This window comes from Streptomyces sp. CB02980 (assembly GCF_014451325.2).
Taxonomy (GTDB): Bacteria; Actinomycetota; Actinomycetes; order Streptomycetales; family Streptomycetaceae; genus Streptomyces.
This window is the reverse complement of record NZ_JACSCH020000004.1, coordinates 58447-71942: the sequence shown is the minus strand read 5'-3', so window position 1 is coordinate 71942 and position 13496 is coordinate 58447. Positions and strand designations below refer to the sequence as shown.

The 13496-nt window shown below is 72.6% G+C and carries 15 protein-coding genes; 6 read left to right on the top strand and 9 right to left on the bottom strand.

What is annotated here, in order from left to right:
• Nucleotides 1–53 precede the first annotated feature (53 nt).
• From E0F75_RS10545 to E0F75_RS10535, 3 genes are read right to left on the bottom strand one after another with little or no spacing between them, the layout of a single operon-like run.
• Nucleotides 54–1076 carry a glycosyl hydrolase gene (locus E0F75_RS10545; protein ID WP_187622253.1) on the bottom strand — a complete coding sequence of 341 codons (1023 nt, stop codon included), beginning with the start codon at nt 1074–1076 and terminating at the stop codon, nt 54–56.
• Nucleotide 1077: 1 nt separating this feature from the next.
• Nucleotides 1078–1731 (bottom strand): vitamin K epoxide reductase family protein, encoded by a 654-nt coding sequence (locus E0F75_RS10540; RefSeq protein ID WP_187622252.1) that lies wholly within the window; start codon nt 1729–1731, stop codon nt 1078–1080.
• 19 nt (nt 1732–1750) lie between these two features.
• Nucleotides 1751–2254 carry a DUF5949 family protein gene (locus tag E0F75_RS10535; RefSeq protein ID WP_194480559.1) on the bottom strand — a complete coding sequence of 168 codons (504 nt, stop codon included), beginning with the start codon at nt 2252–2254 and terminating at the stop codon, nt 1751–1753.
• 148 nt (nt 2255–2402) lie between these two features.
• On the opposite strand from E0F75_RS10535, the gene E0F75_RS10530 reads away from it, so the two are divergent.
• The gene (locus tag E0F75_RS10530) at nt 2403–2816 is read left to right on the top strand and encodes a tyrosinase family oxidase copper chaperone (protein WP_187622251.1); all 414 of its coding nucleotides are present in this window, start codon (nt 2403–2405) and stop codon (nt 2814–2816) included.
• Entirely contained in the window at nt 2800–3666 is an 867-nt protein-coding gene (locus tag E0F75_RS10525) for a tyrosinase family protein (RefSeq protein WP_187622250.1), read from the top strand. Before E0F75_RS10530 ends, E0F75_RS10525 begins: the two co-directional genes overlap by 17 nt.
• 101 nt (nt 3667–3767) lie before the next feature.
• Here E0F75_RS10525 and E0F75_RS10520 read toward each other — a convergent pair whose 3' ends face one another.
• The 6 genes from E0F75_RS10520 to E0F75_RS10495 all read right to left on the bottom strand — a co-directional run bounded on the left by E0F75_RS10520 (nt 3768) and on the right by E0F75_RS10495 (nt 8080).
• A complete protein-coding gene (locus E0F75_RS10520) occupies nt 3768–4058 on the bottom strand; it encodes a chaplin (protein WP_187622249.1) in 291 nt (96 codons plus the stop codon).
• A gap of 354 nt (nt 4059–4412) precedes the next feature.
• Nucleotides 4413–4925, bottom strand: a complete 513-nt coding sequence (locus E0F75_RS10515) for a hypothetical protein (protein WP_187622248.1) — start codon at nt 4923–4925, stop codon at nt 4413–4415.
• 117 nt (nt 4926–5042) lie between these two features.
• On the bottom strand, nt 5043–5864 hold the full coding sequence (locus tag E0F75_RS10510; protein WP_187622247.1) for a hypothetical protein: 822 nt from the start codon (nt 5862–5864) through the stop codon (nt 5043–5045).
• Between the two features lie 255 nt (nt 5865–6119).
• Entirely contained in the window at nt 6120–6401 is a 282-nt protein-coding gene (locus E0F75_RS10505) for a hypothetical protein (protein WP_187622246.1), read from the bottom strand.
• Between the two features lie 261 nt (nt 6402–6662).
• Nucleotides 6663–7565 carry a hypothetical protein gene (locus E0F75_RS10500; protein ID WP_187622245.1) on the bottom strand — a complete coding sequence of 301 codons (903 nt, stop codon included), beginning with the start codon at nt 7563–7565 and terminating at the stop codon, nt 6663–6665.
• 275 nt (nt 7566–7840) lie between these two features.
• On the bottom strand, nt 7841–8080 hold the full coding sequence (locus E0F75_RS10495; protein WP_187622244.1) for a chaplin: 240 nt from the start codon (nt 8078–8080) through the stop codon (nt 7841–7843).
• A gap of 379 nt (nt 8081–8459) precedes the next feature.
• On the opposite strand from E0F75_RS10495, the gene E0F75_RS10490 reads away from it, so the two are divergent.
• The 4 genes from E0F75_RS10490 to E0F75_RS10475 are packed head-to-tail and all read left to right on the top strand — an operon-like array spanning nt 8460 to nt 13417.
• Entirely contained in the window at nt 8460–9518 is a 1059-nt protein-coding gene (locus tag E0F75_RS10490; RefSeq protein WP_187622243.1) for a DUF3344 domain-containing protein, read from the top strand.
• A 1-nt stretch (nt 9519) separates the two neighbouring features.
• On the top strand, nt 9520–10656 hold the full coding sequence (locus E0F75_RS10485) for a glycosyltransferase (RefSeq protein ID WP_187622242.1): 1137 nt from the start codon (nt 9520–9522) through the stop codon (nt 10654–10656).
• A complete protein-coding gene (locus E0F75_RS10480; RefSeq protein WP_187622241.1) occupies nt 10653–12101 on the top strand; it encodes a sugar transferase in 1449 nt (482 codons plus the stop codon). Before E0F75_RS10485 ends, E0F75_RS10480 begins: the two co-directional genes overlap by 4 nt.
• A 2-nt stretch (nt 12102–12103) precedes the next feature.
• A complete protein-coding gene (locus E0F75_RS10475) occupies nt 12104–13417 on the top strand; it encodes an O-antigen ligase (RefSeq protein ID WP_187622240.1) in 1314 nt (437 codons plus the stop codon).
• The last annotated feature ends 79 nt before the right edge of the window (nt 13418–13496 follow it).

Here is a 13496-nt window from a genome sequence, read left to right as displayed (position 1 = left end):
CGGACACGACCGGACACGGGAAGGCTCCCGGGAACGGGGCCGGGCCGGCTCCCTCACGGGCCGGCCGGCCCTCCCAGCGCCTTCCTGACCACCCGCGCCGACTCGGGGTTGTCGGCGCACCCCCACACTCCGTGCGGGCAGTAGTCGGTGACCGTCTGATAGACGGGCCGGTGGGCCGCGAACCAGTCCAGCATCCCCCGCACGTACGCCGGGTTGTCGCCGTTCCGGAAGAGCCCCCACTCCGGGTACGAGACCGGCTTGCCGTGCGCCGCCGCGAACCGCACATGGTGCTCGAGCCCGTACTCCTCGGCCACCTGGTCCTCGAAGGAGAGCCCCGCGGGCTGGTCGTACGCGTCCATCCCGATGATGTCGACGACGTCGTCCCCCGGGTAGCAGCGCGGCCACTCCACGGCGTCCCGCCCCCGGCTCGGCGTGAAGTCGAAGCGGAACCGCTGCCCCGCCACCCCCCGCAGCACCTCGACGACCCGGCGCCAGTACGCCTTCCAGGCCTCCGGGTCCGGCCCGCAGCGATGGCTGTACGTCGTGCCGTTCATCTCCCAGCCGAGCACCAGGACCGCGTCCCCGAGCCCGTGCTCCACCAGCCGCTCCCCCAGCGTCCGGAAGTGCCCGTCGAAGGTGCCGGCCGCGCCGCGCCGCAGCCCCGCCCGCACCTCGGCGTCCGGCAGTCCCGCCTCGCTGCGGTCCATCATCGGCACGTTGAGCACGAAGAGACGCCCCGGCCGCGCCTCCTTCCAGCGCGCCCAGGGCTCGAAGAGCACCGGATGGCCCTCGATGTTGGACCAGCGGTCGCCCGGCAGATAGGTGTGCCCGACGGTCAGCGACTCGCCGCCGAGCCAGGCCTGCGCCTGGGCGATCCTGCGCACCCCGGCCTCGTCGGAGCCGGTGAAGAACCCGGACGGCACGCCGGGCAGCGGCGCCGGATCCGGCTCGGGCTCGGCCCTGGTGCCGGTGTGCCGGTCGCCGGGGGCGAGCCGGTCGTACGGCAGCAGGAGCACGAGAACGGCCGCGAGCAGCACGACGAGTGCGGCCCGCGGCCCGGGAAGAAGGCGGCTCACGTCAGCTCGTCCAGAATTCCCACCAGCGGGTCAGGATCAGCATCCCGATGATCCCGATGTGCAGGACGGGCAGGGCGAAGGTGAACTCGCCGAGGAAGGTCCGCACACCCGCCGGGGCGGGGATCACACCGTGCCGGACGTTGTGCGCGGTGACGTACCAGAACATCACGATGGTGGCGACCCAGGCCAGGCAGCACCACAGGCAGAGCGCGTTGATCTCGTACAGCGACTGGTACATCAGCCAGGTGCAGAAGCCGACGCCGAAGAGCATGCCGGCGTTGAGGCCGAGCCAGAGCCGGCCCCGGTAGCGGGCCCCGGCGAGGAGCCCGGCACCGAGGGCGACGACGACCGCGTACGTGACGAGCCCGAGCATCGGGTTTGGGAAGCCGAAGACCCCCGCCTGCTCGCTCTTCATGATGTTGCCGCAGGACACGACCGGGTTGAGGCTGCACCCGGGCTGGAAGCCCGGGTCCTCGAGCAGCTTGAACTTGTCGATCGTGATCACCCAGCCGGACAGCACGCCCGCCGCCCCGGTGATCATCAGCATCCAGGCGAAGGCCCGGCTCCCGCCGATCGTCCCCGCGGTCTCCCGCGCGGACTCCTCCCGCTCCTGCCGCTGTTCCGGCACCCCGCCCCGTACGTTCACCGTCGCCATGGCGCGACCCCCTTCCCGCTCAGCCCTGCAAACGCCGGACGGGCATCAGGACGTGGGCGCTGTCCTTGAGCATCTCCTCGTCCGAGACGAACGCCCGCAGCCGCGCCTCGTCGACCGGCTGCCCGGGGACCGCCTCGGGCCAGGGCCGCACGGAGCAGATCAGGTAGACCTGGCCGCGCTCGTGGGCCGCCTCCTGCCACTCGTCGGGCACCGGGCACTGCACCTTCAGGAACGGCAGGTTGAGGACGGCGGAGCCGCCCTCGACGAGCAGCGAGGCGGTGATCCCGGCGTCCTTGTCCAGATCGAAGAGCCGGTCGCCGACGGAGAGGCCCATGGCCTCCAGGGCGGTCCGCATGGCCTGCTGACCCGCCTCCGGCCCGTCCCGGCCGTCGCCGAGCGAATACGCCATGAGAAACGGCGTACCGGCCGAATCGGCGGAGGGCTCGCTGGCCCACGGAATCACCGTGAGAGTTCCCAGCGGAGAGGCGCTGCGCGCCGAGGAAACGACGTTGGAAGTGGTCATGAATCGGATGCTAGTGCTCCAACCACCCTTTCCCCGCGCCGTTTTCACTCGAACGGCCGACATTCACGCCGCTGGCATTTCCGGCGCAACGAACCCGGGTTTTCATCGTTGTGCCCTGAGGGCTCCCCCGACCCCGAGGAGATCACTCATGATCGTCCCGCGCCGCGTCGCACTGCGGTCCTTCTTCGCGCTGGCCGTCACCGCTTTCACGGGGGGCGCCCTCGGCCGCATCACGACCCGCCCACCCTCCGGAGCACCCGCGGAGAACGCGCGCGACCCGCACGCCTTCGACGAGATGTACGGGGGCCGTCGCATCCTGGGCTTCTCCGGCCCCGGGGGCGAGCCGGTGGCCCTCGTCGACGGCCGGCCGCTGCATCTGATGCGCTGCGCCGACGGCGGTTACGTCACCCCGATCGACCACTACGAGTCCTGCCCGACGCCGCTGGCGGCCGTCCGCGCGGCCGTGGACGAGCTGGGCACCGCCCGGCTCTCCCCGCTCGCCGCCGCCCATGGCGTCCACACCGACCCGACGGGAGGGAGCCCGCGTGGTGTACACGCGTAAGAACCAGCGCGATCTGACCGGCGCCGAGCGCCGGAAGTTCGTCGCCGCCGTCCTGGAGCTCAAGCGCACGGGGGCGTACGACCGCCTCGTCCGCACCCACATCGACCACTACACGGCCGACGGGGAGGGCCGGCTCCGGGTCGCCCACATGACGCCGAGCTTCCTGCCCTGGCACCGCAAGTTCCTGCTGGAGTTCGAGACGGCCCTGCGCCGGATCGACCCGACGGTCTCCGTCCCGTACTGGGACTGGACCCGCGACAACAGTCCGGCGTCCTCCCTCTGGGGCGAGGACTTCCTGGGCGGCAACGGGCGCCGGGCCGACCTCCAGGTGATGACCGGCCCCTTCGCGCACTCCACCGGACGCTGGACGATCACCCAGTCGATGACCGAGGAGCGCTTCCTGACCAGGGACTTCGGCCGCCCCCGCGACCCGATCACGCTGCCGACGCAGGCCCAGCTCGACGAGGTGATGCGGGAGCGGGTGTACGACGTGACGCCCTGGAACTCGACGAGCGCCTCCGGCTTCCGCAACCGCCTGGAGGGCTGGGCACCGGGCCGGGGCAACGAACGGTTCCGCATCCACAACCGGGTGCACCGCTGGGTCGGCGGTCTGATGCTGGGCGGCGGCTCCGTGAACGACCCGGTCTTCTGGCTGCACCACGCGTTCGTCGACCTGGTCTGGTCGCGCTGGCAGCAGCGCAACCCGGGAGCCGCGTACCTCCCCGCGGAGCCGCCGCCGCTCGGGGACGCGCAGTACCGCAAGGTCGTCGCCCGGCACGAGCCGATGGCGCCCTGGGGTGTGACGCCGACGTCGATGTTCGACCACAGCCGGATCTACCGGTACGCCTGAGGGACCCGAGGGCCGAGGGCCCGCTGGAAGCGCCCACGCGCCCCGTACACACGCGTCCCCCCGACCCGGCCGGATCGGGGGGACGCGGTCGTTACGGGGGATCAGCCGCCGTAGCCGCCGTCACCGTTGTCGTGGCCGTGGCCGTGGCCGCCGTCGGCGTTGACGCAGGTGTTGCCGAACGCCGGGTTCAGCAGACCGATGACGCTGACGGTGTTGCCGCAGAGGTTGACCGGGACGTGGACCGGGACCTGGACGACGTTGCCGGAGGCGACACCGGGCGAGTGGGCGGCGACGGCCTCGGCGCCCGAGTCGGCGACGGCCAGGCCGGCTCCGCTGAGGGCAACGGCACCCGTGCCGGCGAGAACAGCGGCAGCCTTCGCGATGCGAGACATCAAGAACTCCTTGGACGTGGAAAGCGACCGCAGGAATCACGGCCGTCAGTCCCGTTCAACGTCGTACCACGGACCGGGTCACGGCCGTTGGGCCGAAAGGGAAGAAGGAAAACCGAAAAATGGCCCGCGGGCCGAAAACCGTCCGCCGCCGGATACGGCGGGACGGCCTCGGTCCACGGGCCGCGGCCATGCGACAAGCCTCCTCTTGCAACGAACGAAAGCCCTTCCGGTGGCGGGGAAGAATCGTGCCTTCACCCGCAGGGCCGCCGATCGCACAAAAGAACGAAAGAGGCGTGAGCGCAAGGGACGGCCTTTCGCCCGCCGCATCCCGACGGGTCTCGCCGCGTCAGCGCGTCAGCGCGCCTCGGGCGCCAGACCGAGCTGGGAGTCCAGCGCACCGCTCACCATCGGGGGCAGCAGGCCGACCCGGGGCTTCGCGAGGTCCGGAAGGCCCGCGAGACCGTTGCCCCGGGGTGCGACCACCGGGTTGCCGACGACGGCGCCCGGGGTGGCCGCCGCCATCTCCGAGTGCGGGGTGGCGAAGAGGGCACGGCCGGGCTCGCTGTCCTTCAGGACCTCGGGCAGCGGGGCGTCCACCACCGTCGCGGGGAGGGTGCCGGTGAGCGGCACGCTGGGCAGTGCGAGGTCGGGCAGCGAGCCGAGGCCCTTCTGGAAGCCCGTGGGTGCGCCGGGCATCGGGACGGGTACGCCGGTGGCCACCGTGGGGGCGTCCATCGGGAGCACCGGCTCGAGCCCCTGGAGGGGGACGATCACCGGCGCCTCGACGGCCGAGGCCGGGGCGGCCAGGGCGGCGGAGGCGAACGCGGTCATGAGGAGTCCCATGCCGGCGTGAGAGCGCAGAGTCATGTTCTGACAACGAGACCTTCGGGCGAACGTCGCCGGAACTCCCCCATGTGCAGCAACGGGCGAGGCCCTCACCGGTGAAGGTGAGGGCCTCGGTTGACGCTCGGCCGGTGGACGGCGTCAGTGGCGGCGGGCGATCCGGCCGCCGCGGAGGTACACGACGGTGCCGCCGATGATCAGTGCGGCACTGATCGCGGCCGCGCCCATGAGCGCGGTCTCGCTACCCGTGTCGGGGAGCTCGGGCGGGGCGGTGGGAGGCCTGGTCGTCGGATGCGTCGTGGGCTCCTCGCAACCGGGCTCCGGCTCCTCACCCGGCGCGGGCTCCTCGCACTCACCCGGGTGGGTCGGCGGGTGGGTCGTCGGCGGGTGCGTGGGCGGGTGCGTCGTCGGCGGGTGGGTCGTCGGCGGGTGCGTGGGCGGGTGCGTCGTCGGCGGGTGGGTCGTCGGCGGGTGAGTCGTCGGCGGCTGCGTCGTCGGCGGGTGGGTCGTCGGCGGCTGCGTCGTCGGCGGGTGCGTCGTCGGCGGCTGCGTCGTCGGCGGCTGCGTCGGCGGGTGAGTCGTCGGCGGGTGCGTGGGCGGCTGCGTCGTCGGCGGGTGCGTGGGCGGATGCGTCGGCGGGTGCGTCGGCGGGTGCGTGGGTTCACCCGGATGAGTCGGCTCGCCGGGGTGTGTGGGTTCACCCGGCTCGTCGCCGTAGCCTCCGGGATCCTCCGCCTGGTCGCAGAGGTCACCGACGGCCTCGGCGACGAGACCGCCGAGTTCCATGCTCTTTCCGCAGACGTCCGCAGGCAGCGGGGCCTGGACATGACCGGCGTTGCCGGGGCCCGGACCGTCGCCCGTACCGGCGTGGGAGTTCGCGGCCAGGGCGAATCCGCCGCTCAGCGACAGGATGCCGGTCGCTGCCGCCGCGGTGAGTACTTTCCTGCTGATGATGGACCGCATACCGCTCTTCCTCTGGAGAAAGGGAGAGACCGGCGAGGATCCCCCCTCGCTCCGACCGGCCTGATCCACGCCGACGTTCGCGTGGGACTGGCCAGAGGGTATGGGTCGGCGAACCCCGTGCAACGGGGGCCACACGGCAGCTGATCAGAAAATCATTCGATCAGCCGACCGTGGGAGACGGCGGCGTCGAGGCCACCGCAAGTGCCCCGAAGGGCGGGGCTACTGATGTGACGTCAGTCGGGTGACGGCCCGGTGTCAGCCGCCGACCGGCAGGCCACCGGGGACCGGCAGGCCACCGAGCAGCGGCGCGCCCTTGGTGGTCTCGTTCAGCTGGGTCGCGGTGTCCGTGACGGTCTTGACCGGGGAACCGTCCGTGGTGCTGCTCAGGACGTCCGACTTCAGCCCATTGGCGGCGATCGCTTCGAGGCCGCCGTTCAGGCTGGTGGGGGTCAGCGCCTCCGTGGCCATGGCGGGCGCGGCAGCGCCGAGGGCCATCAGCGAACCGGCGACAACCGCGGCGACCTTGGTGGGCTTCATGAGATGAATCCTTCCTCTATACCTTCAAGTCACTTACTACGCAGGCTTCTTGGCCGAATCCCGCGCACTTTGTTCTGCTTCTGTAACGAACGGCGTGCCGCACGGAAACTCCGGAAGGAAGGATTTCTCGACACTGCACCCGATCGATGCGGACCGGTGCTATTTGCCGATCGCACACCGCAGCGGCCGACCCGCACCACCGCCGCACACGCCTGTACCGGCCCGGCGGGACGCCGGGCCGGTACGAGGGCCTGCGGGTGACTACCGGACCGGCAGCGGGGGCGTGACCGGCAGCACGGGCACGTCGACCGGCGGGTCGACGGGCAGCTCGGGCGGCTCCACCGGCAGCTCGGACGTGGTGACCGGGAGCGTGGGCAGCGTGGGCAGTCCGGCCAGGTCGGGAGCGGGCAGGCCGCTGCCGAGGACCGTGGCGACGGCCAGGTTGACCAGTGAGGTCAGGGTCGCCGTGACCTGCGGTACGACTCCGCCGGCGTCGCCGGAGGTGACCGCGGCGAGCAGGGCGGCGACCGCCTTCTCGACCGTGGCGAGGGCGTCGTCGACGACGTCCGCCGGGGCGGCCGCCTTCCCGGCCCACGCGGCCTTCGCGTCGGCCGCGACGGGGAGGGTCACGGGCGGATTCACCGGCAGGGCCGGTGCTTCCACGGGTGGCGCCGCCGGAAGCTCGACGGGGGTCTCCACGACCGGAGGCGTGACGGGGAGCTCGGCCGCGGGCGGCGTGACCGGAAGGTCGGTCGACGGGGGCGTGACCGGGAGATCGGTCGACGGGGGCGTGACCGGGAGGTCCGTCGAGGGCGGCGTGACGGGCGTGTCCGGCAGCGGGGCCGGTGCGGTGGCCTTGGCCTCGTCGACGGCTGCCGCGATCTTGGCCTTGAGGGTCTCGGCGTCGGCCGCCGGGAGCTGACCGGAGTCGGCCTTGAGCGCGGCCGTGACGAGTTCGGTCACGGGAGTGGTCACCGAACCGAGGTCTCCGAGCGCCTCGGCCTGGGTCAGCAGGGCGGCGGCGTCGGGGAGGGGCGCGCGGGCGGCCCGTTCGGCCACGGTGGACGGATGGTGTTCGTCGGCGAAGGCGGGTCCCGCCGAGCCGAGGGTGATGACGGCGGATATCGCCAGGGCTGTGATGCGGCGTGTAGCCAGGGGACGCATATGTGTTCCTTTTCCTTATGCGTCGGACAACTTCCCTCTCACCGTGCCTGCGGGTATAGCCCTCCGCAACCGCAGAACTACTGAGCGCCACGCCTCCGTTCGAGTGAATCCATCCCTCGAACATGCCCCTGAAGGGGCGTGCGCCGTTGCACCGACCGGCGCACGACGGTGCCGCCGAACGAGTGGCGACCCCATGACGACAAGGAAAAAGCCGGTGCGCCCACCCCGTCGGGGTGGGCGCACCGGCTTCGGAAGGACCGATCCGCCGTGCGAGATCAGCGGTTGACGCAGGCGTTGCCGAAGGCGGGGTTCAGCGCACCGATGACGTTGACGGTGTTGCCACAGAGGTTGATCGGGATGTTGATCGGGACCTGGATGGCGTTGCCGGAGCCGACACCGGGCGACTTCACGGCCGCGGCCTCGGCGCCGGCGTCGGCGACGGCGGCACCGGCGGCACCGGCGACAGCAGCGGCGGCACCCACGGTCAGAACAACGGCCTTGGCGATACGGGACATGGGGAGGGGCTCCTCGATCGAAATTCAACCTGGACTGCGCGGACTGTTCGGCCCGGCTCCCTCAACAACGCCTCGGCTTTTCATCGGTTGCTCTCCCGAACGGGTGACGTTCAACCGATCTTTGGGCCATAGGAGGGCCATTCGAGGGAGTGGGCGTGGAATGGCGCAACACGCTCAACGAGGAACCTGCCGCGCGGATACGGGAGTTAGCGTTTCCAGGCATCTAATGCTTACTATCGCCCCGCGTCGGGGTTATAACGTTCCCGAACGTTGCTTCCGGGCCCGCCGCGCGTTCACCCATTTCGTGCGGACGACACCTTCCCCTCTCCCGGCCTTCACGGGTCTTCCCTTCCTTCTCTCATCAAAGCGGAGAACCTGTATGCGGAATTCAGCGGTTCTTGCTGTGCGTCGCAGCGTGTTGTGCGCCCTGTCGTGTGCGGCGCTGTCCGCCGCACTGCCGGTCGCCTCCGCCTCAGCCCCCCCACCCGGGGAGGCGAGCCGCGTCCCGTTCGCCGCGCGCTACCAGTCCGTGCAACACGGTGGCGTCGTGCGCGCGGCCAACTCCTCGGCGAAGGGCGCGAAGGGCACCGAGTCGGTCAACGACGACGCCACGATCGCCTACGTCGACGTGGACAGCGACCCCAACACGTACAACTCCAGCCGTGCCGAGCTCGCCGTTCCCGCGGGCGCCCGGGTCAGCTGGGCCCGTCTCTACTGGGGCGGCAACCTGCGGGTGGGCGAGCAGAAGCCGCCCAAGGACAACGGCCGGGTGCTGATCGCCGAGCCCGGCGGTGCGTACAAGGCACTGCTCGCGGACACCCTGATCGGCCACCGCACGGCCGGCGGCGCCGACGCCTTCCAGGCCTCGGCCGATGTCACGGAGCTGGTCCGTTCCTCCCGTTCGGGGCAGTGGACGGTCGCTCAGGTCAACGTCGCCATGGGCCGGTCGGCGGTCGGCGGCTGGGGTGGCTGGACGCTCGTCGCCGCGTACGAGAAGGCGTCGGAACCGCTCCGCAGGATCGGTGTCTGGGACGGATTCGAAACGGTCGGACCGCACTCCGGCGAGCTTCGCGTACCGCTCGACGCAAACCGATACGGCAAGGCCACGAACGGCAGTCTCGGGGTGATCGCCTATGACGGCGACCGGGGTACTTCCGGTGATTACCTGGCGGTGGAAACGGGCCGCTCGAAGAGCGTCCGGCTCTCCGATTCCGCCAATTCCGCAGACGACGTGATGAACTCCAGCATCACCGAATTCGGCACCGGTCGTACCGTCCGCTCACCCGATGGTACGAACACTCTCGGGTACGACTCCGACGTCTTCGATCTGCGGGGGGCACTGCGCGATGGGGCCGACCGACTCCACGTCCGGTCGGGGAGCCGGAAGGACACCGTCTGGCTCGGTGCGCTCTTCTTCCAGGCGGACGTCCGGCGCTGACGTGCTGCCTCCACGAGACACGGACCCCGGGTCCGTCACCGTCCTGCACGCGGTCCAGCCCGGTGACGGCGGGGTCGCCCGTGTCGTCATCGACCTCGTCCGCGCCCAACTGACCGCCGGCCTGCGGGTCGCGGTCGCCTGCCCACCGGACACCGCCCTCGCCGCCGCCGTACGCGCCGAGGGGGCCGACACCCATGTCTGGCGGGCCGGCCGGAACCCCGGTCCCGAGCTCGTCCGCGAGACCCGCGGCCTCGCCCGGGTGATCCGTGCCGTCCGCCCCGGACTCGTCCACGCGCACAGCGCGAAGGCCGGGCTGTGCGCCCGACTCGCCCTGCGCGGACGCATTCCGACGGTGTATCAGCCGCACGCCTGGTCCTTCGAGGCGGTCGAGGGCACGACCGCCTCGCTGGCCCGGCGCTGGGAGCGGTTCGGCGCCCGCTGGACCGACCGGATCCTCTGCGTCAGCGAGGCCGAGCGGCGTACCGGCGAGGCCGCCGGGGTCACGGCCGACTGGTCCGTCGTCCACAACGGTGTGGACGTGGCCCGGTTCGCGACCGAAGGACCGCCCGGCAACCCCGCGCCCACCGTCGTCTGCGTGGGCCGGCTCTGCCGGCAGAAGGGGCAGGACGTGCTGCTCGCCGCCTGGCCCGCCGTCCTCGCGGAGGTGCCGACGGCCCGTCTCGTCCTGGTCGGCGACGGCCCCGACGGCGACCGGCTGCGCGCCGCCGCCGGCCCCTCGGTGCGGTTCACCGGAGCCGTCGACGACACCGTCCCCTGGTACCGGGCGGCCGACGTGGTCGTCCTGCCGTCCCGCTGGGAGGGCATGGCACTCGCACCCCTGGAGGCCATGGCCGCCGGCCGACCGGTCGTCGTCAGCGATGTCGACGGGGCCCGCGAGAGCCTGCCGCCCGCCCATGAACCCCTGTGCCTGGTCCCGCCCGAGGACCCGGCCGCGCTCGCCACCGCTCTGCGCCGCCTCCTCGGCAGGCAGGAGCTCCGGCACCGCCTGGGCCGCGAGGCCCACGAGCACGTACTCAGCAGATTCGATGTCCGGCGCACCGGCGCGGCCGTCGCGGACGTCTACCGCGAACTGGCCGGAGTGCGAGGCACCGAGCACAGAGAGCCGATTGCGCAGTGACCACCGAAAGCACCAGCGTCCCTCCCTCACCGGGCCCCTGGCCCACGGCAGGCCAGACCTTCGGCCTCGCCTCCCTCGCACCGCGCCGCGGCAGGACCGACCGGCTCGCCCTCCCGTACCGCCCCGCGCGGCCGCGGTCCGGCGTGCTGCCGCTCGTCGCGGTCGACTGCCTGGCCGTCCTGTCCGCCGCCACGCTGCTGAGCGGGGCGCACCACGACGCCCGGCTGCTGCTGCCGATCGTGGCGCTCGTCGTCGTCCTCGACGGCCACGCGGGGCTGCACCGCCCGGCCCCCCACACCCGGGCCCTCGACGAACTGCCCGCGCTCGCCTCCCGCGCCGGCGTCGCCTGGTGTCTGGCGGCGGCCGCGGCGGCCGCGTACTCCCCGGCCCTGGCGATCGGACCGCTGCGGCTCTGCGCCGCGTACGCCGCGCACGTCGGCGGCGTGATCCTGGTCCGGGCGCTGCTGCTCACCCGGCGGCGCCGGATCGCCCGCGCCCACCCCCGGTCGGCGCTGGTCGTCGGCGGGGCGGGGGCCGCGCGCCGGTTCGCCTCCGCGGCCGCCCAGCATCCCGAGTACGGGGTGCGGCCGGTGGGCATCGTCGGCGTGCCCGAGCAGGGCCGCGCGCCCCGGCCGGCCGGCGAGGCCGGGCTTCCGGTGCTCACCACGACCGAGGAGATCCACCGGGCCGTCATTCAGAACACCGTGCGCGACGCGGTGTTCCTCGACGACGACCCGGGGCTCGTGACCCTCTTCCAGCACTACGGCTGCACGACCTGGCGGGTCGGTGGACGGCACCAGGACGGCCCGATGGGCGCGCACATGTGGGGGTACGCCTGGCAGCGCGTCGCCCCGCCGGTCGAGCGGCGGGCTCTGCCCGCCAAGCGTGCCCTCGACATCGCGCTCGCCGCGCCCGCGCTGGCGCTCGCACTGCCGGTGCTGCTGCTCTGCGCGCTCGCCGTGCGGCTCGCCGACGGTCCCGGGGTGCTGTTCCGGCAGGAGCGGGTGGGCCAGCACGGGCGGCACTTCACGCTGCTCAAGTTCCGTACGCTCCGTCCCTCCGACGACACCGAGTCGGCGACCCGCTGGAACGTGGCGGGCGACCGGCGGATGAGCGCGGCCGGGAACTTCCTGCGGAAGAGCTCGCTCGACGAGCTGCCGCAGCTGTGGAACGTGCTGCGCGGCGACATGAGCCTGGTCGGGCCGCGGCCCGAACGCCCGTACTTCGTCACCCAGTTCAGCAAGATCCACGCCGGTTACGCGGCCCGGCACCGGATGCCCGTGGGGCTGACCGGTCTGGCGCAGGTGCACGGCCTGCGCGGCGACACCTCGATCGAGGACCGCTGCCGCTTCGACAACCACTACATCGACCACTGGTCGCTCTGGCAGGACGTCTGCATCCTGCTGCGTACGGCGGCCGGACTCGTCCGACCCACAGGGAGCTGAGAATGGCCACGGCCGTGACGGTGCCGGCGCTCGCCCCGGACGACGTACGGGACTGGGCGCGCAGGGCCGGGGCGCTCTCCCCGGTCCTCGCCGTGATCGCGCTGCTGCTCGTCCCGGGCGGCGGCGGTGCGCAGGGCGGCACCGGCGGTACGGGAACGGTCGCCGACGCGGCCTCCGGGCTGCTCGTCCTGATCTGCCTCGTCCGGGTGCTGCGCGGCGGCGCCCGGCCGCTGACCCGGACGGCGGCCGTCGTCCTGGGTCTGCCGGTCCTCGGGATCTGTCTCGCGGCGATCACCTCGAACGACCCGGCGGCGAGCCTGCCGGGCGTCGCCCGGTACGTACAGATCTTCGTGCTCGTCCCGGCCGCCGTGCTCCTGATGATCCGTGACCGGCGGGACTTCGCCGTGGTCGCCTGGGGTCTGGTCGGGCTCGCGCTGCTCCAGGGCGCGGTCGGCGTCGCCCAGTACCTGACCGGCACCGGTGCCTCGTACATGGGTGAGGACATCCGGGCCGTCGGCACCTTCGGGCCGACCGATGTGATGGGCATGGCGACCGTCGTGTCGTACGGGCTCGTCGTCGTCACCGGGATCGCGCTCGGCAGCGGTCCCGGCCGGACCCGGACGGCCGCGCTCGTCTGCGCCGGACTGCTCTTCGTGCCGCTCGTGCTGTCGTTCAGCCGGGGCGCGTGGATCGCGACCGTGCTCGCCTGCGGGATCCAGCTGCTGCTCTCGGGGCCCCGGCGGGCCGCACGCGTGGCGCTCGCCGCCGGCGCGCTCGGGGTAGTCCTGGTCGGCGGGCTCGGCATCGGCTCGGCGATGGTGAAGGAGCGGGTCGCCAGCATCACGCAGGTGGCGGCCGCGCCGGACCAGTCGGTGACGGACCGGTACACGATGTGGGCGGCGGCCGGGCGGATGTGGGCCTCGGAGCCGGTCACCGGCGTCGGCCTCAAGGGCTTCCCGCAGTACCGCGACTCGAACGCCTCCCTCGCCCTGTCCTCCGGCAGCGACACGGCCGGCGCGGGCGCCGCCTTCGCCCGTCAGCCGCTGCTGTCCCCGCACAACATGTACCTGCTGGTCCTCAGCGAGCAGGGCCTGTTCGGGCTGCTCGCCCTCGCGGGCAGCTGGGTGGCGCTGCTCGTCGGCGCGCTGCGGCGGCGCCGCCTCGGCGCGGACTGCGCGCTCGTCGCGACGGGCCTGCTCGGCTGGCAGCTCATCGACTTCTTCTACGCGGACATCGGCGGCCCCTCGACGGTCCTGATGTCGGTCGTGCTGGGCCTCGCGGCCTGGTGGGCCCTCGCGGAGGTCCGGCGTGCGTGATCCGTGGGCCGGGGAACCGGAGCCCACGGACACCCCGCGGGCCGGTGAACCACGCCCCACGGGCGGACCGCCCTGCGGC

Bases quoted from the DNA above. Each gene is read 5' to 3' on its own strand.
- E0F75_RS10510 (WP_187622247.1), bottom strand. From the start codon at position 5,864: ATGCGGTCCATCATCAGCAGGAAAGTACTCACCGCGGCGGCAGCGACC.
- E0F75_RS10495 (WP_187622244.1), bottom strand. From the start codon at position 8,080: ATGTCCCGTATCGCCAAGGCCGTTGTTCTGACCGTGGGTGCCGCCGCT.
- E0F75_RS10500 (WP_187622245.1), bottom strand. From the start codon at position 7,565: ATGCGTCCCCTGGCTACACGCCGCATCACAGCCCTGGCGATATCCGCC.
- E0F75_RS10530 (WP_187622251.1), top strand. From the start codon at position 2,403: ATGATCGTCCCGCGCCGCGTCGCACTGCGGTCCTTCTTCGCGCTGGCC.
- E0F75_RS10535 (WP_194480559.1), bottom strand. From the start codon at position 2,254: ATGACCACTTCCAACGTCGTTTCCTCGGCGCGCAGCGCCTCTCCGCTG.
- E0F75_RS10490 (WP_187622243.1), top strand. From the start codon at position 8,460: ATGCGGAATTCAGCGGTTCTTGCTGTGCGTCGCAGCGTGTTGTGCGCC.
- E0F75_RS10540 (WP_187622252.1), bottom strand. From the start codon at position 1,731: ATGGCGACGGTGAACGTACGGGGCGGGGTGCCGGAACAGCGGCAGGAG.
- E0F75_RS10515 (WP_187622248.1), bottom strand. From the start codon at position 4,925: ATGACTCTGCGCTCTCACGCCGGCATGGGACTCCTCATGACCGCGTTC.
- E0F75_RS10475 (WP_187622240.1), top strand. From the start codon at position 12,104: ATGGCCACGGCCGTGACGGTGCCGGCGCTCGCCCCGGACGACGTACGG.
- E0F75_RS10505 (WP_187622246.1), bottom strand. From the start codon at position 6,401: ATGAAGCCCACCAAGGTCGCCGCGGTTGTCGCCGGTTCGCTGATGGCC.
- E0F75_RS10520 (WP_187622249.1), bottom strand. From the start codon at position 4,058: ATGTCTCGCATCGCGAAGGCTGCCGCTGTTCTCGCCGGCACGGGTGCC.